The 24,525-nt window shown below is 39.4% G+C and carries 22 protein-coding genes and 1 riboswitch; of the genes, 9 read left to right on the forward strand and 13 right to left on the reverse strand.

Annotation, left to right across the window (positions count from 1 at the left end; genetic code table 11):
* Positions 1–9 precede the first annotated feature (9 nt).
* The 6 genes from priA to IGI68_RS04485 form a co-directional block, all read right to left on the reverse strand.
* The gene (gene priA / locus IGI68_RS04460; RefSeq protein ID WP_071874576.1) at positions 10–2,418 is read right to left on the reverse strand and encodes a primosomal protein N'; all 2,409 of its coding nucleotides are present in this window, start codon (positions 2,416–2,418) and stop codon (positions 10–12) included.
* Positions 2,419–2,519: 101 nt separating this feature from the next.
* Complete coding sequence (rpoZ, locus tag IGI68_RS04465; RefSeq protein ID WP_071874575.1) at positions 2,520–2,825, reverse strand: DNA-directed RNA polymerase subunit omega; 306 nt, start codon at positions 2,823–2,825, stop codon at positions 2,520–2,522.
* Positions 2,826–2,830: 5 nt separating this feature from the next.
* Complete coding sequence (gmk, locus tag IGI68_RS04470; RefSeq protein ID WP_071874574.1) at positions 2,831–3,445, reverse strand: guanylate kinase; 615 nt, start codon at positions 3,443–3,445, stop codon at positions 2,831–2,833.
* Between the two features lie 131 nt (positions 3,446–3,576).
* Positions 3,577–4,458 carry a YicC/YloC family endoribonuclease gene (locus IGI68_RS04475; RefSeq protein WP_071874573.1) on the reverse strand — a complete coding sequence of 294 codons (882 nt, stop codon included), beginning with the start codon at positions 4,456–4,458 and terminating at the stop codon, positions 3,577–3,579.
* Between the two features lie 15 nt (positions 4,459–4,473).
* Positions 4,474–4,692, reverse strand: coding sequence for a YdbC family protein (locus tag IGI68_RS04480; RefSeq protein WP_071874572.1), 219 nt, complete (start codon positions 4,690–4,692; stop codon positions 4,474–4,476).
* A 17-nt stretch (positions 4,693–4,709) separates the two neighbouring features.
* Positions 4,710–5,423 carry a class A sortase gene (locus tag IGI68_RS04485; protein WP_071874571.1) on the reverse strand — a complete coding sequence of 238 codons (714 nt, stop codon included), beginning with the start codon at positions 5,421–5,423 and terminating at the stop codon, positions 4,710–4,712.
* A 274-nt stretch (positions 5,424–5,697) separates the two neighbouring features.
* On the opposite strand from IGI68_RS04485, the gene IGI68_RS04490 reads away from it, so the two are divergent.
* The 7 genes from IGI68_RS04490 to IGI68_RS04520 all read left to right on the forward strand — a co-directional run bounded on the left by IGI68_RS04490 (position 5,698) and on the right by IGI68_RS04520 (position 12,231).
* The gene (locus tag IGI68_RS04490) at positions 5,698–6,636 is read left to right on the forward strand and encodes a metal ABC transporter substrate-binding protein (protein WP_438730843.1); all 939 of its coding nucleotides are present in this window, start codon (positions 5,698–5,700) and stop codon (positions 6,634–6,636) included.
* Between the two features lie 10 nt (positions 6,637–6,646).
* On the forward strand, positions 6,647–7,327 hold the full coding sequence (locus IGI68_RS04495) for a metal ABC transporter ATP-binding protein (protein ID WP_071874569.1): 681 nt from the start codon (positions 6,647–6,649) through the stop codon (positions 7,325–7,327).
* Complete coding sequence (locus IGI68_RS04500) at positions 7,300–8,145, forward strand: metal ABC transporter permease (protein ID WP_071874568.1); 846 nt, start codon at positions 7,300–7,302, stop codon at positions 8,143–8,145. Before IGI68_RS04495 ends, IGI68_RS04500 begins: the two co-directional genes overlap by 28 nt.
* Positions 8,146–8,282: 137 nt before the next feature.
* Entirely contained in the window at positions 8,283–9,113 is an 831-nt protein-coding gene (gene purR, locus IGI68_RS04505) for a pur operon repressor (RefSeq protein WP_438730847.1), read from the forward strand.
* Positions 9,114–9,250: 137 nt separating this feature from the next.
* Positions 9,251–9,664, forward strand: coding sequence for a nucleoside-diphosphate kinase (gene ndk, locus IGI68_RS04510; protein WP_379952824.1), 414 nt, complete (start codon positions 9,251–9,253; stop codon positions 9,662–9,664).
* 100 nt (positions 9,665–9,764) lie between these two features.
* Positions 9,765–11,141 (forward strand): bifunctional UDP-N-acetylglucosamine diphosphorylase/glucosamine-1-phosphate N-acetyltransferase GlmU, encoded by a 1,377-nt coding sequence (glmU, locus tag IGI68_RS04515; protein WP_438730851.1) that lies wholly within the window; start codon positions 9,765–9,767, stop codon positions 11,139–11,141.
* 109 nt (positions 11,142–11,250) lie between these two features.
* A complete protein-coding gene (locus tag IGI68_RS04520) occupies positions 11,251–12,231 on the forward strand; it encodes a ribose-phosphate diphosphokinase (protein WP_071874566.1) in 981 nt (326 codons plus the stop codon).
* A 51-nt stretch (positions 12,232–12,282) separates the two neighbouring features.
* Here the strand turns inward: IGI68_RS04520 and IGI68_RS04525 are convergent, their stop codons facing one another.
* Together IGI68_RS04525 and IGI68_RS04530 are read right to left on the reverse strand one after the other, a co-directional pair.
* Entirely contained in the window at positions 12,283–14,163 is a 1,881-nt protein-coding gene (locus IGI68_RS04525; RefSeq protein ID WP_438730854.1) for an ABC transporter ATP-binding protein, read from the reverse strand.
* Positions 14,156–15,892: an ABC transporter ATP-binding protein gene (locus tag IGI68_RS04530; RefSeq protein WP_071874564.1), complete on the reverse strand. Its 1,737-nt coding sequence runs from the start codon at positions 15,890–15,892 to the stop codon at positions 14,156–14,158. Before IGI68_RS04530 ends, IGI68_RS04525 begins: the two co-directional genes overlap by 8 nt.
* A 265-nt stretch (positions 15,893–16,157) precedes the next feature.
* Positions 16,158–16,258: riboswitch (TPP riboswitch) on the forward strand.
* 59 nt (positions 16,259–16,317) lie between these two features.
* On the opposite strand from IGI68_RS04530, the gene thiT reads away from it, so the two are divergent.
* The gene (gene thiT / locus IGI68_RS04535; RefSeq protein ID WP_438733210.1) at positions 16,318–16,908 is read left to right on the forward strand and encodes an energy-coupled thiamine transporter ThiT; all 591 of its coding nucleotides are present in this window, start codon (positions 16,318–16,320) and stop codon (positions 16,906–16,908) included.
* Positions 16,909–16,949: 41 nt separating this feature from the next.
* On the opposite strand, the gene IGI68_RS04540 is transcribed toward thiT, so the two are convergent.
* Together IGI68_RS04540 and rny are read right to left on the reverse strand one after the other, a co-directional pair.
* On the reverse strand, positions 16,950–17,741 hold the full coding sequence (locus IGI68_RS04540; RefSeq protein WP_071874562.1) for a hypothetical protein: 792 nt from the start codon (positions 17,739–17,741) through the stop codon (positions 16,950–16,952).
* A gap of 200 nt (positions 17,742–17,941) precedes the next feature.
* The gene (rny, locus tag IGI68_RS04545; protein ID WP_071874561.1) at positions 17,942–19,507 is read right to left on the reverse strand and encodes a ribonuclease Y; all 1,566 of its coding nucleotides are present in this window, start codon (positions 19,505–19,507) and stop codon (positions 17,942–17,944) included.
* 266 nt (positions 19,508–19,773) lie between these two features.
* On the opposite strand from rny, the gene IGI68_RS04550 reads away from it, so the two are divergent.
* Positions 19,774–21,159, forward strand: coding sequence for an ISNCY family transposase (locus IGI68_RS04550; protein ID WP_438730860.1), 1,386 nt, complete (start codon positions 19,774–19,776; stop codon positions 21,157–21,159).
* A gap of 207 nt (positions 21,160–21,366) precedes the next feature.
* Here the strand turns inward: IGI68_RS04550 and recA are convergent, their stop codons facing one another.
* The 3 genes from recA to pgsA all read right to left on the reverse strand — a co-directional run bounded on the left by recA (position 21,367) and on the right by pgsA (position 24,486).
* Positions 21,367–22,419 carry a recombinase RecA gene (gene recA / locus IGI68_RS04555; protein ID WP_071874560.1) on the reverse strand — a complete coding sequence of 351 codons (1,053 nt, stop codon included), beginning with the start codon at positions 22,417–22,419 and terminating at the stop codon, positions 21,367–21,369.
* A gap of 139 nt (positions 22,420–22,558) precedes the next feature.
* A complete protein-coding gene (locus tag IGI68_RS04560; protein ID WP_438730863.1) occupies positions 22,559–23,806 on the reverse strand; it encodes a competence/damage-inducible protein A in 1,248 nt (415 codons plus the stop codon).
* A gap of 101 nt (positions 23,807–23,907) precedes the next feature.
* Entirely contained in the window at positions 23,908–24,486 is a 579-nt protein-coding gene (pgsA, locus tag IGI68_RS04565) for a CDP-diacylglycerol--glycerol-3-phosphate 3-phosphatidyltransferase (RefSeq protein WP_071874558.1), read from the reverse strand.
* Positions 24,487–24,525 lie beyond the last annotated feature (39 nt).

The following is a 24,525-nucleotide window of genomic DNA, read 5'->3' on the forward strand; positions in this document are numbered from 1 at the left end:
GCTCCTTTTTTAAATAAAATTCAACGGTTCGTAATCAATACTCACATATAAATTTTTTCGCTGTTCACTTTGACTTGTTTCTAAAATCTCTCGCAACATTCTGTGGAGATGGACTTCGTGTTTATATTTTAAAATAATTTGGTAATAGTATCGATTTTTGATCCGAGCAATGCCACTAGGTGTTGGACCTAAAATACGGCTCTCCGGGCTCAAACCATTCTTTAACTGTTCCGCTATTTGATAACTTTTTTTCGCGACTACCTGTTCTGCTGGATGGCTGACCGTAATTTTTACCGTAAAATAAAAAGGCGGGTAGCCACTTTGATGACGCAAAATCATTTCTTGTTGATAAAAAGCTTCGTAATCTTGTGCCTGAGCAAGCACAATACTATGGTGTTCTGGGTTAAAGGTTTGAACGATGACTTCACCTGGTTTTGCGCCGCGTCCAGCACGACCACTCACTTGGGTTAACAGTTGAAACGTCCGCTCACTTGAACGAAAGTCAGGTAGATTTAACGCAGTATCCGCGTTTAACACGCCAACTAACGTGATATTAGGATAATCCAAACCTTTGGCAATCATTTGTGTCCCGAGTAAAATATCGGCCTCTTGTTCTTCAAAGGCTTTTAATATTTTCTCGTGTGCCCCTTTTTTACGTGTCGTGTCAACATCCATTCTTAAAATCCGCGCACTCGGAAAACGTGCTTGTAATTCTTCCTCTACTTTTTGAGTCCCTGTACCGTAATAACGGATTTTTTCCCCTTGGCAATCCGGACACTTTTTAGGAATATTTTCTTGGTGCCCACAATAGTGACAACGCATTTTTTTGACATCCATATGGAGCGTTAACGAAATGTCACAATTCGGACAAGGCAAAACATAGCCACAATCGCGACACATCATAAAGGAAGAATAGCCGCGCCGATTGAGTAAAAGAACGATTTGCTCTTTTTGTTGCAGGCGATTGCTGATTTTTTCTTGCAGCAAACGAGAAAAAGTACTCGTATTCTTTTGAGCGTACTCTTCTTTCAAATCAACAATCGTAACGCTCGGTAGTTGCGCATTTTCATGGGCTCTTTGCGTTAAGTATAAGAGTTCATACCGCTTTTTTTGAGCGCGCGCCCGCGATTCTAGCGAAGGCGTCGCACTCCCAAGAATCACTGGACAGTGATGATATTGACTACGCCAAATCGCGAGGTCACGGGCATGATAACGTGGCGTATCTTCTTGCTTATAGGTCGCTTCATGTTCTTCATCAATAATAATAAGACCAATTTTTTGGAGCGGTGCAAAAACAGCCGAACGCGCACCCACCACAACTTGTGCCTCACCGCGTTCGATTTTGCGCCACTCGTCGTATTTTTCACCTTGCGATAGCCCACTATGTAAGACGGCGACCGCCTTGCCGAAACGACTCTTAAATCGTTGAACCATCTGTGGCGTTAAGGCAATCTCTGGTACTAACATCATCGCTGTCTTGCCTTTATTCAAGATTTCAGCAATCGATTGCAAGTAGACTTCTGTTTTTCCGCTACCCGTAATGCCTTCTAATAAGAACGTCGTCGCTTCCCCTTGCGCCTCCGCAGCTAAAATGCGCGATACCGCTTGTTGTTGCTCGGTATTCAATTGCCAAGGGAGCGTCTTAGGAAAATCATGATTCGCAAAAGGATCGCGATAACTTTCAACTTCTTCAAAAGAAAGCCAGCCATTTTTTTCAGCCGTCTTTAAATGCGTACTTAGCAGCTCTTTTTCGCGATAAAAAGTCACCGTTTCACGAGGCGTCGTTTTTAATTGTTCTAATAATTGATGTTGGCGCAACGCATTCGGTCGTAATTGTTCCTTAAAGACGAAATAATTTTCTGTCGTCACCAGACTTTTTACATAGCGAATCATTTTTTTATTGACCTTTTCTTTGACGATATAGCGAAGTTCCACAATCGATTGCTCTCTTAAACGCTTAAATAACGTTAGCGCTCCTGCAGCTTCGATAACGTCCCAATCAATTTCGTTACTCTGCGAAAAATAGGTTTCTTTGACAGGATGATCCTCATCAAGCAAGACAAATTTTTTTTGATAAGCAGCTTTCATCGCAGCTGGCAGCATCGTTTGAAGACAATTAATTTTAAACGAAAAAGTGACGTCTTTCATATAATCCGCTAGCTGTAACAATTCTTGATTCACAACCGGGGCTAAATCAATCACGCGAATAAGTGATTTTAACGAAAGCGTCGACTCTTCTAACTCTGTTGGTAGAGCGGTCACGAAGCCTTGAATATGTCGATTACCTTCACCAAAAGGCACCTCCACACGCATCCCGCATTCAATGACGGCTTGCCACTCGTCAGGAACGAGATACGTGTACGGTTGATCGGTCTGCATTGTAGGGACATCGACAATCACTTGTGCATACTGAGACATTGCTCCACCTCCTTCTTTCTTATTCTACTAAAGTTCCGGACGTTTGTCTTTCAAAGCAAAAGAAAAAGTCTGGAATTCCTTCTCCAGACTTTTTTTCGATTCTATGCGTTATGATCTTGGCGAATTCTTGTTTCTAGCTCTTTTTGTTCTTGTTCTTTACGGGCTTGACGTTCTTCTTCTTCCAATTTCAAACGGGCACGTTTAATTTCTGGATGCGGATCATTCACAACGGTTTCGGCCTCAATTTCTTCTAACGCTTGTCCCACTCGTTTAATTGAGTCAAACGAATCCAAAGTTGGTTCCGCTCCTGCCTCTAACTCATGTGCACGTTTGCTTGCTAAAATAACTAATGAATATTTTGAATTTACTCGATCTAATAACGCATCGATAGACGGTTTTAACATCATAGTTTTTACAACTCCTCTAACATTTTTCTATATTTTCCAATCACACGTTCAACACGAAAATGTTCACTTGCAATAATTTCTTTGATTCGTTTCACCGCTAGCGGGACTTCATCGTTGACAACCGCATAATCATATAAGGCCATCATTTCGATTTCTTCTCGGGCAATACGCATCCGTTCATCAATGACATCCGGAGCATCGGTTCCACGACCTGTAATTCTACTACGCAGTTCTGCCAAATCAGGTGGCGTTAAGAAAATAAAAACCCCATCTGGCACTTTTTCTTTCACTTGTTGTGCGCCTTGCACTTCAATTTCCAAAAAGACATCTTTACCTTGATCTAAGGTTTTTTGTACATATGACAGAGGTGTTCCATAGTAATTACCTACATATTCTGCATACTCTAACATTTCTCCTGATGCAATTAATTGCTCGAATTCTTCACGTTCGCGGAAGTAATAGTCCACACCTTCCACTTCGCCGATTCGCTTCTTGCGAGTCGTCATTGAAATCGAATATTGAAAATCGTTCGCTTCACTATCAAAAATGGCTTTACGAACCGTTCCCTTCCCTACACCTGAAGGACCAGATAATACTATTAATAACCCACGCTCTACCATGTCGACGTCCTTTCATTCTCCTAAAGTTACTTTCCCTACGTTTGTACCTATTTCTTGTTATGTACAGTAATTCTTATAATATACCAAAAATCTGACTAAAAAGCCACTTTTCTCGCTAATTTTCACTCAAATTATTCAATGTTTTGAACTTGCTCACGAATTTTTTCAATAATTGTCTTCATTTGGACAACGATATTCTTCATTTCAATTGCGGTGGATTTTGAGCCAATCGTATTGATTTCGCGATTGATTTCTTGAATTAAAAAATCCAATTCCCGCCCCACCGGCTGTGGTTTTACGAATAATTGTTGGAGATTTTCCAAATGAATAGTTAGTCGATCTAATTCCTCATGAATATCACTGCGTTCTAGTAAAATTACCATTTCTGTTAACAAGCGGTCTTGATCGATGGTCGCACCTAAATAATCGTTCAATTTTTTTTCAAAACGACTCTGGTACTCTTGTTCAAATGCAGCAAAAAATTGACTTAATTCTTGGATTTGATGTTGTAACAGTTGTTGATTTTCTTGCAGTACACTTAAAATCCCTCGTCCTTCCAACTGGCGACTTTGATCATTCGCTCGCGTTGCTTCAGTGACAACTGCTAGCAAAAGATGCTCAAGTGAGTCATCATCGGTCATTCGTTCATTCATTTCCATAAACGTTTCTTTTTCAAGCAGACTCTCGATAAAAGGGCCTCGTTGGATTGTCGTTTGAAAACGTGCTTGCATTTCATGCTCCACCGACGTCACGACTTGCTCAAGTAAGTCCCAATGAATCATGACTTCTTTACCAAGATCACTGCGCTGGGTTAAAGTCACAAAGACCTCAACACGTCCACGATGCAACGTTTCTTTGATTACTTGACGAATTTGATTTTCATAGGCATGAAGCTGGCGCGAGGTCCGCAACTGCACATCTAGAAAACGGTGATTGACGCTTTTTATTTCGACTTCGATTTGATAGGCGTCTGTCACACGCATCGCTTTTCCAAAACCGGTCATACTTTTCATAGCTTTCTGACTCCCTTACATTGAAAGTAGTAATTTTTTTAACGCTTCGAATTCGTCATTACTTAGGGTGACACCTTTCCCCATCTTTTCATGGTCTGGAGCCCAATCCCGTAAATCAAATTTAGGTGGATTGCCATTCCAACTCACTAAATTTAATTCTTTTTGCCACCCTCGACTGTTTTGCGATAAAACGCCAATTTCTTCGACGATCTCATATGAAAATTCTTTTGCCATTCCTTTACGCCTCATTTCTAAAAAGTTTGTTGTTCCATTGAAAATGCCGCTAGCATTTCGGCGGTTGCCTCACTCACCGCAGTCATTTCTGATAACTCTCCTTGAACAAGCCACCGCGTCACACCGGCTGCCTCACCACAAGTAATCAACGTTACGAGTGTTTGATTTTCTACCAAATCTAACACTTCAACTTGTGTCGGTTCAATACGCTTGGATTCAATGACAGTATACGTATAAATCTTCTCTAAATCCGTTAAATAAACACGATCTCCTATTTGTACTTTATCCAAATGCGAAAACAACAAATCGGTCTCTTCAATTCGATGACTGGCTAACGCATAGTTTCCTTCTCCCATTTTTTGACTCGGATCAAACGTTCCCGCACCAAATAAAAGAGCCTCATTTGATAGTCCTTTGAAAATTGGAAGTTGGATCTTGACACTTGGGATTGCCACACCTCCGATTACGGGTAACACTTTCCCGCTTAATTGAGCTTTTAGAACAGCTTCTAAATCCACTGACTGGACATTATCAAAGTCAAATGTCGCCTCTTGTTTTAAATTATTCTCAATTTCTGCCCGATCCACATTGCTTATCTGGTAAGAATCGCTCGTTCGCGCCATCAAAAAACTTCGAATTTGGCGATTAAAAATCAACGCAAACCCAATTACTAAGAGGAAGAGTAAGAATAAATTGATCAGACTATTTTTCAATCGTTTTTTTCTTTTCATTGCCATGACCTCTCTTTTTTTTATCATACCATAAAATTAAAACGAGCACTTTTTTCAATCGCCTTTTCAGCGGAAAAAGAGTGATTTTAAAAATGAACGTATCCATCATCAAGAAAAATTTAGCCCTTTCTAGCAACTTCCTTGACTATTTGAAACAATGTCGTAAAATCAATAGGTTGTCCTTCTCTTTTTCTTGACTAATTTTTCCTTTTTTGATAAATTATAGCTCGGAGATTAAATCGTAATGATTCCTATTTATGAAAAGAGGATTAAAATGGTAAAGAAATTGATGGCCCTTAAGATAATGATACTAGCAAGTAGTTTCTTTTTAGTTAGTTGTGGCCAAGCTACCATACCAGAGGAGACTGAATCCATCCGTATAGTGGCGACCTTTTATCCGATGGTTGAATTTACTAAAGCCGTTGTAGGCGAAATTGGCGAGGTTGAATTGTTGATACCTGCCGGGACAGATCCGCATGATTATGAACCTAGCGCCAAGGATGTCGCTAAAATCCACGATGCAGACGCCGTTGTTTATAATAGTCAGGTATTTGAAACCTGGATGAACGATATCAAAAGCAATTTGGATGTCACGCAAACAAATGTGATTGAAGCGAGTGAAGGAATTGAACTATTAGCGATTGAAGAAACCGATCACCCAGAAGCGTCCGATGAAGACGGTCATCTTCACAGTCAAGATCCGCATGTCTGGCTTGATCCAATTTTGGCAATCGAACAAGTAAGACAAATTCAATCGTCTTTAAGTGAACAATTTCCCGAGCATGCATCTTTATTTAAAGAACAAAGCGAAAGCTATATTAAAGAGTTAGAGGCACTTGATCAAGCTTATCAGACAGCAACCGCGCAGGCAAAAAATCGAACATTTGTCACACAACATGGTGCATTTTCTTATTTAGCAAAGCGCTATAATCTGACGCAAGTAGCCATTACGGGTATCGCTTCGGAGGGCGAACCAACACCTAGTCGATTAGCTACATTAAAAACATTCATCCAAGATAACGCGATTAATGTCATTTATTTTGAAGAAAATACATCTGGAAAAGTTGCTCAAACGTTAGCCAAAGAAACTGGCGTTAAACTTTCAGTCTTAGCAACGATTGAAAGTTTAACAAAAGAACAACAAGCTAATGGCGAAAGTTACCTCTCTATGATGAAAGAAAATTTAGAAGCCTTAACATTAAGCATTCAGTAGGAGGGAAAATATGCGCTACATTGAAGTCAAAGATTTAACGTTTTATTACGATGAAGAACCTGTCTTAATGGGTGTCAACTACCATGTGGATGAAGGAGAATTTGTCATTTTAACCGGCGAAAATGGTGCGGCAAAGTCTACCTTAATCCGTTCAACACTCGGTTTATTGACCCCAGCTAAAGGCGAAGTTTATTTAGCTAAAAAAAATAGCAAAGGAGAACCATTAAGTGTCGGCTACATTCCTCAACAAATCTCGTCCTTCAATGCGGGATTTCCTAGTACGGTCCTAGAACTTGTGCGTTCAGGTCGATATCCTAGAGGACGCTGGTTTAAAAAGCTCACAACAAGAGATCACGAGCATGTCCAAAAAGCCTTGGAGTCGGTTGGGATGTGGGATATGCGCCATAAGCGAATTGGGGAGTTATCAGGCGGGCAAAAGCAACGAATCAGTTTGGCACGGATGTTTGCAACCGATCCTGATTTATTTATTCTCGACGAGCCAACAACAGGGATGGATGAACAATCTCGGCGAGAATTTTATCGCTTATTGCGACACAGTGCGCATCAACATAAAAAAGCGATTTTAATGATTACCCATGATCACGAAGACATTAAAGATTTTGCTGATCGACAAATTCGTTTAGTTCGAAAGGAGGATACACAGTGGCGTTGCTTTCATATGAGTTCATGAGAATTGCTTTTGTAGCAGCTCTTTTAATTGCGGGAATTGCTCCGATTTTAGGTGTCTTCTTAGTCATTCGACGACAATCGTTAATGGCGGATACCCTCTCACACGTTTCGTTAGCTGGGGTCGCATTAGGTTTTTACTTACAACTAAACCCAACGTTGACCACTTTATTGATTGTTGTAACAGCAGCAATTATCTTAGAGTATTTACGCAGTGTCTATAAAACCTATTCAGAAATATCAACTGCTATTTTAATGTCAGGAGGCTTAGCCACTGCCTTAATTTTAATGAATTTAAGTGAAGGCTCTTCTGCGATGAGTATGCAAGCCTATCTCTTTGGTTCGATCGTGACCATTACAAAAGAACAAGTCTACTTATTAGCCGCCTTATTTGTCATTACACTGATTGCCTTGATATTATTTAAAAGACCGATGTATGTCTTAACGTTTGATGAAGATACCGCTCATGTCGACGGTTTACCCGTACGGCTGATGTCGATCCTATTCAACGTGTTAACTGGTGTAGCGATTGCTGTGATGATTCCGATTGCCGGTGCGTTATTAATCTCTGCCATTATGGTATTGCCAGCAGCGATTAGCATGCGACTGGGTAAAAGTTTTAATATCGTCTTATTTCTAAGTGTGTTGGTCGGCTTGATTGGAATGCTTGGTGGATTAACGGCCTCTTTTTACTTAGATACGCCGCCAGGAGCGACAATCACGATGATTTTTATTCTTTTATTTTTGTTCACGAGTCTTTTTAGACGAGCACTTTCAACATACCGAAGAATAAAAATGACAAAACGAGAAGAATTAAGTTAAAAAGCGAAAGTTTTTTAACTTAATTCTTCTTGTTGTTCAGTTATCACGAACATTTTTTATAAAAATAGAGAAAATGCTCGAAAAAAATCAAAAAAGACTATATAATGAATAAGAAGAAAATAGAGGAGTTGAATTTTGTGAAAATTCGTCGTAGTGAACGATTAATTGATATGACTTATTACTTATTGGATCACCCCCATAAATTAATTTCATTAACGTATTTTGCCAAACGCTATGAATCAGCAAAGTCATCCATTAGTGAAGATTTAGCGATTGTGAAAAAAACATTTCAAACACGAGGAACGGGCGTCTTAAATACCATCCCTGGTGCAGCTGGAGGTGTGATCTTTATTCCAGTCATCACGGAAGAAGCGGCTAAAGAATATATTGCTGCACTATCCGAGCGATTATCCGAGCAAGATCGTTTATTACCAGGTGGCTATGTCTACTTATCTGACTTATTAGGAGATCCAACCTTACTTCGCCAAATTGGGCGCATTATTGCATCAAAATATATCGACAAAGAAATCGATGCCGTCATGACCGTCGCTACTAAAGGTGTGCCCATCGCACAAGCCGTGTCTTATTATTTAAATGTTCCCTTCGTCATTGTCCGTCGTGATTCAAAAATTACCGAAGGCTCAACGGTTAGTGTCAATTATGTTTCCGGTTCTTCGGAACGAATTGAAAAAATGGAACTGTCAAAACGTAGCTTGAAACGAGGCTCACGTGTCTTAGTCGTCGATGATTTCATGAAAGGCGGCGGTACGATTAACGGGATGCAAAGTCTGATTGAAGAATTTGAAGCAGAATTAGTTGGCGTCACCGTTTTTGCGGAAGGGAATTTCAAAGGTAAGCGAGCAATCGCCGACTATCATTCATTGTTATTTGTCGAGTCAGTCGATACCCAAACAAAAACAATTAAAGTCGTTCCAGGAAATTACTTTGACGAACAGCCAAAAAAATAATATAATACCTACAAGAAGTTACGACAGTTATCTGTCGTAACTTTTTTTAAACAAAAATAAAAAAGCGGTTACATTTTAAGCGTATCATGATTTTCACTCATGAACGTCTTAAAAAGAAGAAAATTTGCAGGTTAAAATTGGAGGAAGTATTCATCGAAAAGACACTCGTAATCATAAAACCCGACGGTGTAAGACGTCAATTAATCGGAAAAATTCTACAGCATTTCGAGCAAAAGAATCTTAGAATTTTGGATCTTAAAATGGGAGTTCTAACCAAAGAACAATTAGAAGAACATTATCAGCATTTAAAAGAGCGGCCTTTTTTCCCAGAATTATTAGCATATATGCTTTCAGGTCAAGTCGTAATTGGTATTTTAGAAGGTGAAGACGCTGTCGATAGCGTTCGTAAAATCGTGGGTGCGACGAATCCCTTAGAAGCACAATCCGGGACAATTCGAGCTTTATATGGCACAAGTCAAACTGAAAATGTGATTCATGCCTCTGATAGCGTAACGTCGGCAGCAGATGAAATTCAACGTTTTTTTAAGTAAATAATATCGGTATAATCCGTGGTAACACAATCTTTTATTGAAAATACGAGAAACATGAGCTACACTGAAACAAGTAAAAAGAGGAAATGGAGTGGTTCTCGTGGATACACGTTACGCAATTATTTTAGCGGCTGGTAAAGGAACACGAATGAAATCAAAATTATATAAAGTTTTACATCCTGTTTGTGGACAGCCCATGGTCGAGCATATTTTACAAAAAGTGACTGATACAAAACCAGCAGAAGTGGTGGCCATTGTCGGACACGGTGCCGATAAAGTACAAGAGCAATTAGGAGATCGTTGTGTTTATGCTTTACAAGAAGCGCAGTTAGGAACCGGACATGCCGTGTTACAAGCAGCGCAATTTTTGGAAGGAAAAAAAGGCACAACATTAGTCATTAGTGGCGATACGCCATTATTAACAAGCCAAACGCTCAATCACTTATTTGAGTATCACTTAGGGAAAAATGCTTCCGCAACGATTTTAACTGCGCAAGCCGAGGATCCAACTGGTTATGGTCGTATCATTCGTGACCACGTCGGTATTGTTGATCGAATCGTTGAACAAAAAGATGCTACCGTTGAAGAAGCGCGCGTCACAGAAATTAACACGGGAACCTATTGCTTTGATAATGAATTACTGTTCTCAGCTCTTGCTAATCTCAATACAGACAATGCCCAAGGTGAATATTATTTAACAGATATTATTGAAATTTTGAAAAATGAGGGCCATAGCGTAGCCGCTTATCAAACAGAAGATTTTAATGAATCTTTAGGGGTGAACGATCGTGTGGCATTAGCTTATGCCAATACCGTGATGCGTGAGCGAATTAATCATCAACACATGTTAAACGGCGTAACATTAGTAGATCCTGCGACAACCTTTATTGATGCAGACGTTGTGATTGGTAGTGACACTGTGATTGAAGGAAACGTTACGATTAAAGGAAAAACCGTCATCGGTGAAGACTGCGTGATTACAAATGGCTCGCAAATCGTTGATAGCCAAATTGCGGATGCTGTCGTGATTAAAGCTTCCGTTGTCGAAAACAGTATTATTCATCAACAAGCAGACGTTGGCCCTTATGCCCATCTCCGCCCCCATTCAGAAATTGGAGCGAAGGCTCATATCGGGAATTACGTAGAAATTAAAAATGCCACAATTGGGGAAGAAACAAAAGTCGGACACCTGACTTATGTTGGGGATGCTACGTTAGGTCGCGAAATTAACGTCGGTTGTGGCGTGGTCTTTGTGAACTATGATGGCAAAAGTAAATTCCGCACAACTGTAGGCGATCGTAGTTTCGTCGGCTCAAACGCGAACCTAGTAGCGCCATTAACGATTGAGGCTCATACCTTCATCGCAGCGGGGTCTACTATCACCAAAGATATCCCTGAGTATGCGATGGGAATTGCGCGTTCACAGCAAGTCAACAAAAAAGAATTTGCTAAGAAATTACCGTATTTACAGGAATAATACTTGATTTATTCGCTTAAAATGACTACTATTTATGATGAAGATGATTCCAATTCACATAAGTAGTAGTCATTTTTTTATTGGAAGGGAAAGAAAGTGGAGGTTTCTCATGTCAAATCATTATTTTGATCCAAGATTAAAAATTTTCGCGTTAAACTCAAATCGTCCGTTAGCAGAAAAAATTGCTGCAGCGGTAGGAGTAGAACTAGGAAAGTGCACCGTTAAACAATTTAGCGATGGTGAAATTCAAGTAAACATTGAAGAAAGTATTCGTGGCGCACACGTTTATATTATTCAATCAACAAGCAGTCCGGTTAATGATAACTTAATGGAATTATTGATTATGATTGATGCGTTAAAACGCGCAAGTGCCAAAACAATTAACGTCGTGATGCCTTACTATGGCTACGCGCGTCAAGATCGTAAAGCACGTTCACGTGAACCAATTACCGCTAAATTAGTTGCAAACATGATTGAAAAAGCCGGAGCAGATCGAATGGTTACGTTAGACCTTCATGCTTCACAAATCCAAGGATTTTTTGATATTCCTGTCGATCACTTAATGGGAGCTCCACTAATTGCGAACTATTTCTTAGAACAAGGCATTTCCGGTGATGAAGTGGTTGTTGTCTCACCTGACCATGGTGGTGTAACACGCGCGCGTAAATTAGCCCAATTCTTAAAAACACCCATTGCGATTATTGACAAACGTCGACCAAAAGCCAATGTTGCTGAAGTCATGAACATTATTGGACATGTCGATGGCAAAATTTGTGTCTTAATCGATGATATGATCGATACAGCGGGGACAATTACCTTAGCAGCCAATGCCTTAAAAGAAGCTGGCGCTAAAGCAGTCTACGCGTCTTGTACGCACCCTGTGTTATCTGGTCCCGCAATGCAACGCATCCAAGACTCTGCGATTGAGCGTTTAGTCGTAACAGATTCCATTAATTTGCCAGCCGATCGTCGTATCGAAAAAATCGATGAAATTAGTGTCGGTAACTTGATGGGTGAAGCGATCAAACGGATTCATGAGAATAAACCGGTTAGTCCATTATTTGAATCAATGGCTAACATCGATAAATAATAAAAAATAGTCCCACTCTTTTAAAGAGTCGGACTATTTTTTTAATTATTTTTAATCTAGTTCGAGTTGACCCGTAGCTAATTGGTAGTAAGTGCCTTTTTTCGCTAACAGCTCTTCGTGATCGCCACGCTCGATGATGGCGCCTTGATCTAAGACGATAATCACATCGGAATTTTGAATCGTCGATAAACGATGGGCGATAACAAAAACCGTACGACCTTTCATTAACGCATCCATCCCATTTTGAACGATACGTTCCGTCCGCGTATCAATGCTTGAGGTCGCCTCATCTAATACCATCACTGGCGGATCCACAATGGCGGCACGCGCAATGGATAAGAGTTGACGTTGCCCTTGAGAAAGACTTCCCCCATCGCCTGTAATGACCGTATCGTAGCCCTGAGGAAGATGAGAAATAAAGTAATCCGCATTAGCCAGTTTCGCAGCTGCTTCCACTTCTTCATCTGTCGCATCGAGTTTACTATAGCGGATGTTATCCCGGATCGTACCGGTAAAGAGGTGGGTATCTTGCAAGACAATTCCTAGCGAGCGACGGAGCGATTCTTTTTTGATATCTTGAATATTGATGCCATCATATAAAATTTCACCTTGATCGATATCGTAAAAACGATTAATTAAATTAATAATGGTTGTTTTTCCAGCACCCGTAGCTCCGACAAAAGCAATTTTTTGCCCAGGTTTTGCAAAGAGTGAAATTTCTTGTAGAATTTTTTTATCTGGCGTATACGAAAAATCTACTTTTTCAAAACGAACATCTCCTGTTAATGGAATATAGCGAAAAGTACCTTCGGGTGTCGCTTGTTTCCACGCCCAATGATTCGTTTGCGCGCTACATTCTTTGATTTCACCCTCAAGATACTCCACGTTAACCAAGGAAACCGTCCCGTTGTCGACTTCGGAAGGCTCATCCATGAGTGTAAAAATACGATCGGCTCCGGCTAGAGCCATAATAATAAAATTGATTTGCTGAGAAATTTGACTCACCGGCATGTTAAGTGAACGGCTTAGTTGTAAAAAGGCAGCAATGCCACCAATGGTTAACGCGCCTACGCCATTGATACTTAAGAGACCTCCAACAATGGCAATTAGCACATATTGGATATTTAATAAATTCATCATGACAGGCATTAAAATATTGGCATAACGATTTGCTTTTGTTGTATTTTCCGCTAATCGGTCGTTTAGTTCCGTAAACTCTTCAATCACGACCCTCTCATGGTTAAAGACTTTAATGACTTTTTGACCATGCATCATTTCTTCAATGTAACCATTCACTTCCCCTAAGGCTTCTTGTTGCCCTTTAAAATAGCGACCGCTGAGTTGACTCAACGTCCGAATCGTCAGTCCCATCAGACTTACCGAAAATAATACGAAAACAGTCAACGGAAAACTAACTGACAACATCGCGACAAACACACTGACTAGCGTGACGATTGCTTGCATGAGCTGCGGCGCACTTTGAGACAACATTTGACGCAACGTATCAATATCATTGGTATAATGACTCATGACATCACCTTTTGAATGCGTATCAAAATACGCCAACGGTAAGGTTTCCATATGAGCGAAGAGTTCATCTCGAATTTTCTTTTGTGTCCCTTGGGAGATGGTTACCATTAATTGATTAAAAGTAATCGAAGTCAGCACCCCTAATAAATAAATCAGTCCCATAATCAAGACCGCTTTTAATAGACCAGAAAAATCGGGCGCACCACTTGCAGCAAGTAACGGCGTAACATGATCATCAATGACGACTTGTAAGAAAAGCGACCCTTGAACCGTTGCAAAAGCTGTAATCAAGATGCAGATTAAAACGATTACTAATTGCCACGGGTAATCTTTGATTAAATAATTCATTAAACGCATTAACGTTTTTAATTGCGCTGTTTTTTTATGTTCCGTTTTATTCATGGACCGCACCAAATCCTTTCTGTTGCGATTGGTAAACTTCTTGATAAATTTGGTTCGTTGCCAACATTTCAGCCGGTGTCCCAACACCATTGATTTTGCCTTCTTCCATCACAATCACCAGATCGGCTTGTTCCACCGAGGTAATGCGTTGGGCGATAATAATTTTGGTCGTATCTGGAATCGTTTGATAAAAAGCTTGTTGGATGAGTGCATCGGTTTTCGTATCGACGGCACTCGTGGAATCATCTAAGATTAAGATCTTTGGTTTTTTAAGGAGCGCTCGTGCAATCGTGAGACGTTGTTTTTGTCCCCCTGAAACATTCGATCCCCCTTGTTCAATATACGTATCATACCCATTTGGAAAACGTTGAATAAATTCATCGGCTTGGGCTAACTGACATGCTTCAATCAACTCTTGATCGGTTGCTTGCTCATTCCCCCAGCGTAAATTTTCTTTAATCGTTCCTGAAAAAAGGACATTATTTTGTAAGACGACAGAGACACTATCACGTAAAGCCTCTATCGAATAGTCTTTAACGTCTTGTCCTCCAACTTTTACTTGGCCGCTCGTCACATCGTACAAACGAGGAATGAGTTGAATTAAACTCGTTTTCCCGCTACCAGTACCACCAATAATCCCTACCGTTTGACCAGATTGAATCTGGAAATTGGCTTGTTTTAAAACAAGTTTCTCTTTATCATCAGTATAACTAAAATCAACATTTATAAATTCAACCGAGCCATCGGTAATGGTTGTCAGCGGATTGCTTGAATCGGTTAAATCACTTTTTTCATCCAAAACTTCAAGGATTCGTTCGGCAGAGGGGCGTGAGATGATTAGCATCACAAAGACCATCGACATCATATTCAAGGCAACTAAAATTTGCATCACATACATGAACATACTCATCAACTCACCCGTTGTAAGGGATCCTGCAACAATCAAATGTGCTCCAATCCAAGAAATTAAGAGTAGACACGTATAAATCGCGATTTGCATCACTGGTTGGTTAAAGGCCACAATGCGCTCCGCTTTTGAGAAGGCGCGATAAATCGTACTGGAGACGTCGGTAAATTTTTGAACTTCATGCTCTTCTTTTACGTAAGACTTCACAATACGAATGCCTTGCAAGTTTTCTTGAACTACTTGATTTAAGTGATCGTAAATCCGAAACACTTGTTTAAATGCCGGATGGGCAAATTTAATAATTAAAAATAAACCTAACGCTAAAAAAGGAATGATAAATAAAAACGTCAAAGCTAACTGATCATTTAGTCGAAAAGCCATTAAGATGGAAAAGATAAACAAAAGTGGACTACGGACTAAAATTCGAATGGTCATCTGAAAAGCATTTTGGACATTGGTAATGTCAGTCGTCAAGCGCGTGACTAAACTAGAAGTAGAAAAACGATCAATATTCGCAAAAGAGAATTGTTGAATATTCTCAAAGACTTGTTGTCGAATATTTTTAGCAAATCCCGCGGAAGCCGTTGCTGCGTAGCGCGCGGAAAGCATTCCAAAAATTAGCGCTAAAATCGCACACAAAATCAGGGCGCTCCCGATCCACAGAATATCTGTTTGACTTTTTCCGGTAATACCGCGGTCGACAATCATCGCCATCAGTAACGGGATAATGACATCAAGAATCACCTCTAATGTCACAAAAAATGGGGTGAGCAAGGCTTCTTTTTTATACTCTCCCACATACTTGAGTAAATTTTTTATCATAAATAAGAGCTCCTTTATTCGATTTGATTCATCGTCACAAACAAAACTCTCTCTCATTGCTAGAGCAATTCGAGAGAGTACATCTGTAAGATCTATCCTTTATTGTCTTGAAATTTTTACTAATTGTCAATCAAACACGCCTTTTTTTTTAGATTTTATCGCTTGATGCAAGTAACGACATTTTCCACAGAACAAAAGAAAGCATTTTCCTGGTCATTTTCAGAAATTATGCTATGATAGTTTTGTAATAAAAATTAAATAGAATCTGATCACAAAGGGGAGCCAATGCGCTGAGAATGAGTCTTACTCTAAACCCTTCGTACCTGTTTCGGTTATGCGAACGTAGGAATTGTGTCGAGTTGAAGTATAGATATTATGCTTCTCCTTTGTGAATTGTGATGATTCGAAAAGGAGGGCTTTTTTTGATACACGGAAAAACAAGAATGATGGTGGAAGGCACTATTATCGCCGCACTTGCGATGGTATTGTCGTTCATTCCAACGAATATTGGAGCGAGTTTTACGATTTCACTCGGACAAATTCCAATTGTGGTCTACGCATTACGTCGTGGATTGAAGCCAGCTTTATTAGCTAGCTTTGTTTGGGGGATTTTACATTTCCCATTAGGTCAAGTTTATTTTTTAAGTGTCCCGCAAGTACTCATTGAATATTTATTAGCGTATTTGTTTGCCGGTTTTGCTGGTCTTTTTGCTTACAGGCTTCATCAAGCGATTCGTGAAGGACGGACCAATCAAACCATCCATATCTTAATATTAGCAAGTTTAGTGAGTGCATTTACGCGATTTTTTTGGCACTTTGTAGCCGGTTGGATTTTTTGGGGCCAGTATGCCTTATGGGGCATGTCACCGGTAATTTTTTCATTGACAATGAATGGTCTTAGTGGCCTAGCAACAGGAATTGTGACTAGTATAGCGATTGTTCTGTTATATAAAGTGATGCCACGATTATTTTTAGTCGATTCATCCGTTCAACTTGAACAAAAAATGAATGGATAATTCAAAAAACTCTGTAAGCCATCATGGTTTGCAGAGTTTTTTTATGAAATTAGCGTATTTTTTGTTGAAAAACCAAACAATTGATCTTCGACTTTCAAACGCCATGTTTGACGATCTTGATTGTAAATTAAATAGCCCAGGAATTGCTCTTCTTCATTCTTAATGAGGGCGCGATTTAATTGTGGCGTTTCATCTACGAAATAAATAGGAATCAAAAATTCGCCATTTTCGGTATTCGCATGTTCAAATGAAAAGAAAATACCTTCTTTCATCGCCTCTTTTAATGGTTTTAAGATTTCGCTATTCACTTTACTTACCGGTTGGGCCTTCCGAAAAAAAGAGCGTCGATCATTTAATCGTTCCAACGCAATATGAGTTATTTTCGATGCTAAAATACGATAAAACTCATCTAAATAACGATAATACGTCCGGTTCAAGCCGTTTTCTAAATCAAAATACACAAAATTATTTTGCAATTTATAAAAAAATGGCGAGTATAAATGGGTCTTCATATGCCCAAAATATAAGAGTTCGGAAATTTCTAACGGGGTTAATTCTTTCAGCATCGCTAGATCGGTGAAATCAATCCATTTATTTTCTAGTAGGAGCCGATTTTTAGATAAATTTTGTAAAAATTGACTAACAGCGGCTTCTCCACGGATAATTTTCATCGTCGTATGATTCTCAAATTCTCCTAGCTCACTACTAGGATTCAATAATAAGATATTTTTAGGAGGATGGACGATCCCTCGATGAAAATCCCCTGCATTAATTCCTTGTGTTAAAACAATATTACTCGTCGTATCCAGATGGATATAAATCGATGATGTCATGCCCTTTCCCCCCTTTTTACAGCACATTGGTTCATTACTTTCATTCTACATGAAACTGTTGTAAAAAGCTTATTTCTTTTCTATTAAGATATGATTACAAAATAACAAACGAGAACAAAAAAAGTATTGACGAGTGATATAAGTCTCACTCATCAACACTTTTTTATTTCTTCGATTAAACCTTAAAAATCTTACGTTTCTTATTTCGCGTAATCTGTTGCGCGTGTTTCACGAATCACAGTTACTTTAATATTCCCAGGATAATCAAGTTCATCTTCGATCTTCTTACGGATATCACGGACTAAGCGAACGGCATCTAAGTCCGTAATTTCAGTTGGTTTCACCATCACGCGAACTTCACGTCCGGCCTGAACCGCAAAACTATAATCCACCCCAGCAAAACTATTCGAAATCGCTTCTAAGTTTTGTAGTCGTTTAATATAATTTTCTAAAGACTCACTGCGGGCACCTGGTCGGGCTGCAGATAAAGCATCGGCAGCTGCTACTAAGACTGAAATAATCGATGTTGCTTCCGTATCACCATGGTGAGAAGCAATTGCGTTGATAACTGTTTTATTTTCTTTGTATTTTGCCGCAAGCTCTGCGCCAATTTGTACGTGCGAACCTTCGACTTCATGATCGAGAGCTTTCCCGATATCATGCAGTAAACCAGCCCGTTTTGCTAAGGTAACATCTTCACCTAACTCAGCTGCTAAAACTCCCGTTAATTTAGCGACTTCGATTGAATGTCTTAAGACATTTTGACCATAGCTTGTTCGGAAACGCAATCGACCAATAATCTTAATTAAATCCGGATGTAATGTATGGGCGCCTACTTCAAAAGCTGCTTGTTCCCCATACTCACGAATCCGCTCGTCCATGTCTTTGCGCGCTTTTTCAACGGTTTCTTCAATTCGAGCAGGATGGATTCGGCCATCTTGAATCAGTTTTTCTAAGGTCATTCGTGCAATTTCACGACGAATTGGATCAAATCCAGATAACACGACTGCTTCTGGCGTATCGTCGATAATTAAATCAATTCCTGTTAATGTTTCAAGTGTACGAATGTTGCGCCCTTCACGACCAATGATGCGGCCTTTCATTTCATCATTGGGTAATGTCACAACGGAAACAGTGGTTTCAGAGACTTGGTCCGCAGCACTGCGTTGGATTGCGAGAGAAAGTAAGTTTTTGGCTTTGCGATCAGCCTCTTCTTTTGCCTTCTTCTCTGATTCTCTTACCATGATTGTTAATTCATGACTTAGTTCTTTTTCTGTTTCTTGCATGATGATATCTTTTGCTTCTTCTTTTGATAACGCTGCGATTTTGGCTAACTCGCTTTTTTGTTCTTCGATAATTTCTTCGATTTGCTTTTCTCGCTCATTGATTAATTGTTGCTGGTCACTAAGTTTCGCTTCTTTTTTCACTAGTGATTGTTCACGTTTATCTAAAGAATCATCTTTACGATCAAGTAATTGTTCTTTTTGTAATAAGCGGTTTTCTTGTGACTTTAATTCGAGTTTATTTTCTTTCAACTCGCCTTCAATTTCTGACCGGTATTTTTGATTTTCTTCTTTAGCTTCTAGTAACGCTTCTTTTTTCAAGGTTTCTGCATCTCGTTCGGCAGTTAGGACAATTGCTTCTGCTGTCTTATTTGCAACAAGTAGTTCTTGTTCACGACGCGCTCGATCTTTCTTCGCATACATTAACCCTAAACCAAGACCGACAATTAAACCGATGATAGCGAGGAGAATGTTGAGTTCCATTGGTGAATCACCTCCATACCATCTTTTTTATTTTTAAACAATTTGTAGTTTTTTGATAAAAACCAAAATAAATCAATTATCAAGATGCCTACTTGCATATGTGTATAATACACAGTTTTATTCTAATGTTTATCCTAGGAAGTGTCAACTTAAAAAAAGGGCATTCCACTTCAAATATCGTTCGAACATGATAATGTCTTAATGTAGTCGAAGCATAAAATGTCCCTTCGTGATAAAATCAAACCATGAAAAGGATAATACTAACAATGAATGAAGATAAAAAATATAACGTAATAAAAGCGGTCGCAGAAAAAAGAAAAGATAAGAAGAGAGCTTGTGTTGAACTAGATCTCTCGATCAGGCAAGTCAATCGATTAATTCGAAAATATCAAGAAGGAGGAAAGGCTGTTTTTTCACACGGCAATAGAGGAAAAAAACAGATACACGCCGTACCAGAGAATGTAAAAAAACAAATCATTGGGCTTTATCAACAGTTTAATATAAAACCGAATGTGAAGCACTTTACTGAAATATTAAAGGAGGATTATGCGATCTGTTACACCGATACAACGATTCGAAATATTTTATACCTAGCGAATATTATCTCACCTAAAACACAAAGAAAGACACGAAAAAAAATAAAAGCTCGAATCAAAGCGCAATCAATGAAAGCAAAGACAAAGCTTGATAATCCACTGCTTCCAAGAGCCGAAGATCAACTGGCTTCACCCGAAAAAATCCATCCTAGCCGCTCTAGGAAAAAATACCAAGGAGAGCTGATTCAAATGGATGCCAGTTCATACAATTGGTTCGGGAACGACGTCACCCATCTTCACTTAGCGATTGATGACGCTTCTGGGGATATTGTTGGTGGGTATTTCGACACGCAAGAAACGCTCAATGGCTATTATCATGTGCTCCATCAGATCCTCCGTAACCGAGGGATTCCTTTAGCTTTTTTAACCGATAAACGAACCGTTTTTGACTATCAATCCAAAACCAAGAAAGTCGTTGAGGAAGATACCTTCACGCAATTTGGTTTTGCCTGCCATCAACTCGGTATTGACATTCGTACCTCCTCTATTCCACAAGCGAAAGGCCGTGTAGAACGATTAAACGGCACGGTTCAATCACGACTTCCTGTAGATTTAGAATTAGCAGGGATCCAATCTATTGAGGAAGCCAATCATTTTTTAACAAAATGGATTCAATCATTTAATAGGAAGTTTGGTAATAAGACGAAGGAATCAATCTATGAGAAGGCACCTACGAAATCAGAGATGAATTTATTATTAGCACGAGTCGCAAATAGAAAAATCGATAGTGGACATCACATTCGGTATCAAAATAACTACTATTTACCGACGGAGGGTAGCGAAGATCAGTACTTTACACGCGGATCAAAAGCCCTCGTTATCGAAGCGTTTAACGGCGAAATCTATGTAAATATCGCTGAAAAAATATACACAACAAGGAGACTGAAAGAACATGACGCCTATTCAACAGAGTTTGACCCGATTCCAGAGCAAAAAAAAGAAAGACGCCAGTATATTCCCCCACAATCTCACCCGTGGAAACTAGAGTCTTTCAAAAGATATCTTCGCAGCATCGGAAAAACACTCGAAGAATACGAAGCTGAACGAGCAGCTTAACACTCATTTTACCAAATACGGTCACATTAATGCAAGTTTTTACGAAGGAAAAGCTTGCATTAATGTGAGCCTAAGGTTTAGGACATTTTACCTTTCGCTTGACACTTAAAAAAAGGGCATTCCACTTCAAACGGTTAAGATTCATCGGTTTTTTATTTTATAAAAAAACTCCTCAAATCACTTTGAGGAGTTTAATAAATATACATTTTATTTTTCTGAATCGATTTCTGGCAAATCAAGAATTACTTCTTCTTCAACTAATGTCTCACCGGTACCAATACCATAGGCATCGCGGACACGCGCTGAAACTTCAGCGACCATTTCAGGATGAGCTAACATATGATTTTTGACATTTTCACGACCTTGACCAATTCGATCCCCTTTGTAAGAATACCAAGCACCACTTTTATCAATAATATCTTTTTCAGCGGCCATATCTAATAGTTCTCCAACTTGAGATATTCCTTCACCGTACATAATATCGACTTCTGCGACTTTGAATGGTGGCGCAACTTTATTTTTAACAACTTTAATTTTTGTACGGTTACCGATAATATCCGTGCCTGATTTTAATTGTTCAGCACGACGGACTTCTAAACGAACAGTCGCGTAAAATTTTAAAGCCCGACCTCCAGGTGTGATTTCTGGATTACCAAACATGACGCCTACTTTTTCACGAATTTGGTTAATAAAGATGGCGATTGTTTTAGTTTTATTAATCGTACCGGATAATTTACGAAGTGCTTGGGACATTAAACGGGCTTGTAGGCCAATATGAGAATCGCCCATCTCACCATCTATTTCAGCACGCGGTACTAAGGCTGCGACAGAGTCAATTACAATAATGTCGACTGCTCCACTTGAGACAAGTGCATCTGCAATCTCTAAACCTTGTTCTCCCGTATCAGGTTGTGATAGCAATAATTCATCAATATTTACGCCTAATTTTTCAGCGTATTGAGGATCTAGGGCATGTTCAGCATCAATAAAAGCAGCTGTTCCGCCGTTTTTTTGTACTTCTGCGACAGCATGAAGAGCAACGGTTGTTTTACCAGAACTCTCAGGACCATAGACTTCTACAATCCGTCCACGCGGGTATCCTCCAACTCCTAATGCCACGTCAAGCGCTAAAGAACCACTAGGAACAGTCGAAATTCGTTGATCCGCTTTCTCGCCTAATTTCATTACAGAACCTTTTCCAAAATTCTTTTCTATCTTTTTAAGAGCAGCATCTAAAGCTGCTTTACGATCATCTGCCACGTTGTAAATCCTCCTTATGTTAGTAAATGGAACAATCTAACGTTTTTCTCGATTTTAAAGTTTCATCACATTCATTTTGTATCTATATCATAGCTTTTATTATTCAAAAAAGCAAGAAAAACCGAACAAACATTCGCGTTTATTTTTCCAGTGCTTGATAAAGCATTCCTAAACCGGCCATTACAGCACTCGCTTGAATGCCTTCTCGATGACTTTCAAAATGATAACAGTGACTTACTACGCCTTGATTTTTTGTCGCTAAAGCAATCCAAACAGTCCCAACCTCTTGACCTTCTAAGGAATCAGGACCCGCCACACCCGTAAAAGCAAGACTATAATCGGTTTGCGCTAGTTTTAAACTTTGAGCTGCCATCGCTTCAACACATTCTTGACTAACCGTGCCATACGTTTCTAATAAATCCATGGGAATTTGTAAAAAATCACTCTTTGTTTGGGTTGAGTAAGTCACGAAACCACCAGGAAATACCGAAGATACTCCGGGTATTGTACTTAACATCGCTTGAAAATGTCCACCTGTCAAACTTTCAGCCGCCGTTACTCGTTCGTCATTTGATTTCAGTCGTTGCACGACCACTTTGGCTAAACTGTTTTCTTCTCCGTAGCCATAAAAAAATTGACCGACTCGCTTTAAAATAATCTCTTCAAGTTGGTCGAGCAATCGTTGCCCTACCGGTTCTTGCGCCGTTTTGACAGTTAAGCGTAAGGTTACTTCGTTTTGTTTAGCGTAAGATGCAATGGTTGGATTGACCTGTTGCTCAATTAAATCGGCTAATTCCGTTACTAAACGCGACTCCCCAATTCCATAAAAACGTAATACTCGTGAATATAGTTTTTCCTTTTGGGGAAATCTTTCCTGTAATAATGGCACGACATGTTGCTGAAACATCGGGATTAACTCTTTTGGTGGACCCGGTAAAAGGAGGTAATGACTTTTTGTCTCTCTATCTGTGTAAAAAATGCCAATGGCTAGACCCGTTGGATTTTGTAACGCTTCACCGTTTTGAAAGACCAAGGTTTGCAACAAATTATTTTCGGTCATCGCGGTATTTCTTTTCTCGAAAAAATGACGTAGTTTTTCTTGACCAATTGGATTTTGAACAAGCGTTTCGCCGACATGTTTAGCCGTCACTTGCTTCGTCAAATCATCAGGTGTTGGTCCCAATCCTCCACATAAGACAATTAAATCACTTCTCTTTTCTGCTATCGACAAGGATTGAGCTAAACGTCCTCCGTTGTCGCCAACCACGCTTTGATGATAGACTTCAATGCCAAGTTTGGCTAATTCTTGTGCAATAAAGGTCGCATTAGTGTTCACAATTTGACCGAGTAAAATTTCTGTTCCGACTGCAATAATTTCTGCTTTCATCACGTTCGCTCCTATTCATAAGATACTTCTTTTTTTCATTCTTTTTTTTTAAAAGGCAAAAACAGGAAAAATACGCTCACGTACCCTTCCTGTTTTTTTCATTACATAGAGCCTTTAAAAACGGCCGTATTTTTAGCAAAATAATCGACACCGGAATACACCGTTGCAATTAAACAAATATATAACATGATTTGATCGACTGGAATTCCTAGCATTGAAAATGGCACATTTTGAATTAATAGTAAAATAATCGCTAGCATTTGAGTCGCTGTTTTGATTTTTCCTGGCCAAGCTGCAGCCATGACCTCGCCGTCTTCTACTAATAATAATCGTAACCCCGTCACTGCTAGTTCCCGACAAATAATGACAGCTACAATCCAGCCTGGAACCATCCCTAAGTCGACTAATAAAACAAATGCTGTCATGACTAGCATTTTATCCGCTAAGGGATCAGCAAATTTTCCAAAATTAGTTACTAAATGGCGCGCTCTAGCAATATAGCCATCCAACCAATCTGTCACACTTGCTACTGCAAAAATAATCGCTGCAAGTAGATGTGTAATCGGTAAACTAACTCCCGCAATGGCTAACGTTCCCAAATCAAATGGTGCAACTAATATCACAACGAAAATCGGAATCATCAAAATTCTTAACACGGTTAGTTGATTCGGTAAATTCAATTTTCGTCCTCCTTTCTTGCTTCTTAGACACGTATTCGT

Source organism: Enterococcus sp. DIV1314a (genome assembly GCF_051713805.1).
Lineage (GTDB): Bacteria > Bacillota > Bacilli > Lactobacillales > Enterococcaceae > Enterococcus_I > Enterococcus_I aquimarinus.

Excerpts from the sequence above, each read along its gene's own strand:
- IGI68_RS04550 (WP_438730860.1), top strand. The coding sequence starts at position 19,774 with ATGAATGAAGATAAAAAATATAACGTAATAAAAGCGGTCGCAGAAAAA.
- IGI68_RS04485 (WP_071874571.1), bottom strand. The coding sequence starts at position 5,423 with ATGAAAAGAAAAAAACGATTGAAAAATAGTCTGATCAATTTATTCTTA.
- rny (WP_071874561.1), bottom strand. The coding sequence starts at position 19,507 with ATGGAACTCAACATTCTCCTCGCTATCATCGGTTTAATTGTCGGTCTT.
- IGI68_RS04490 (WP_438730843.1), top strand. The coding sequence starts at position 5,698 with ATGGTAAAGAAATTGATGGCCCTTAAGATAATGATACTAGCAAGTAGT.
- IGI68_RS04495 (WP_071874569.1), top strand. The coding sequence starts at position 6,647 with ATGCGCTACATTGAAGTCAAAGATTTAACGTTTTATTACGATGAAGAA.
- gmk (WP_071874574.1), bottom strand. The coding sequence starts at position 3,445 with ATGGTAGAGCGTGGGTTATTAATAGTATTATCTGGTCCTTCAGGTGTA.
- IGI68_RS04480 (WP_071874572.1), bottom strand. The coding sequence starts at position 4,692 with ATGGCAAAAGAATTTTCATATGAGATCGTCGAAGAAATTGGCGTTTTA.
- IGI68_RS04540 (WP_071874562.1), bottom strand. The coding sequence starts at position 17,741 with ATGACATCATCGATTTATATCCATCTGGATACGACGAGTAATATTGTT.
- IGI68_RS04525 (WP_438730854.1), bottom strand. The coding sequence starts at position 14,163 with ATGAATAAAACGGAACATAAAAAAACAGCGCAATTAAAAACGTTAATG.
- IGI68_RS04530 (WP_071874564.1), bottom strand. The coding sequence starts at position 15,892 with ATGATAAAAAATTTACTCAAGTATGTGGGAGAGTATAAAAAAGAAGCC.
- IGI68_RS04475 (WP_071874573.1), bottom strand. The coding sequence starts at position 4,458 with ATGAAAAGTATGACCGGTTTTGGAAAAGCGATGCGTGTGACAGACGCC.
- priA (WP_071874576.1), bottom strand. The coding sequence starts at position 2,418 with ATGTCTCAGTATGCACAAGTGATTGTCGATGTCCCTACAATGCAGACC.
- rpoZ (WP_071874575.1), bottom strand. The coding sequence starts at position 2,825 with ATGATGTTAAAACCGTCTATCGATGCGTTATTAGATCGAGTAAATTCA.
- IGI68_RS04520 (WP_071874566.1), top strand. The coding sequence starts at position 11,251 with ATGTCAAATCATTATTTTGATCCAAGATTAAAAATTTTCGCGTTAAAC.
- IGI68_RS04560 (WP_438730863.1), bottom strand. The coding sequence starts at position 23,806 with ATGAAAGCAGAAATTATTGCAGTCGGAACAGAAATTTTACTCGGTCAA.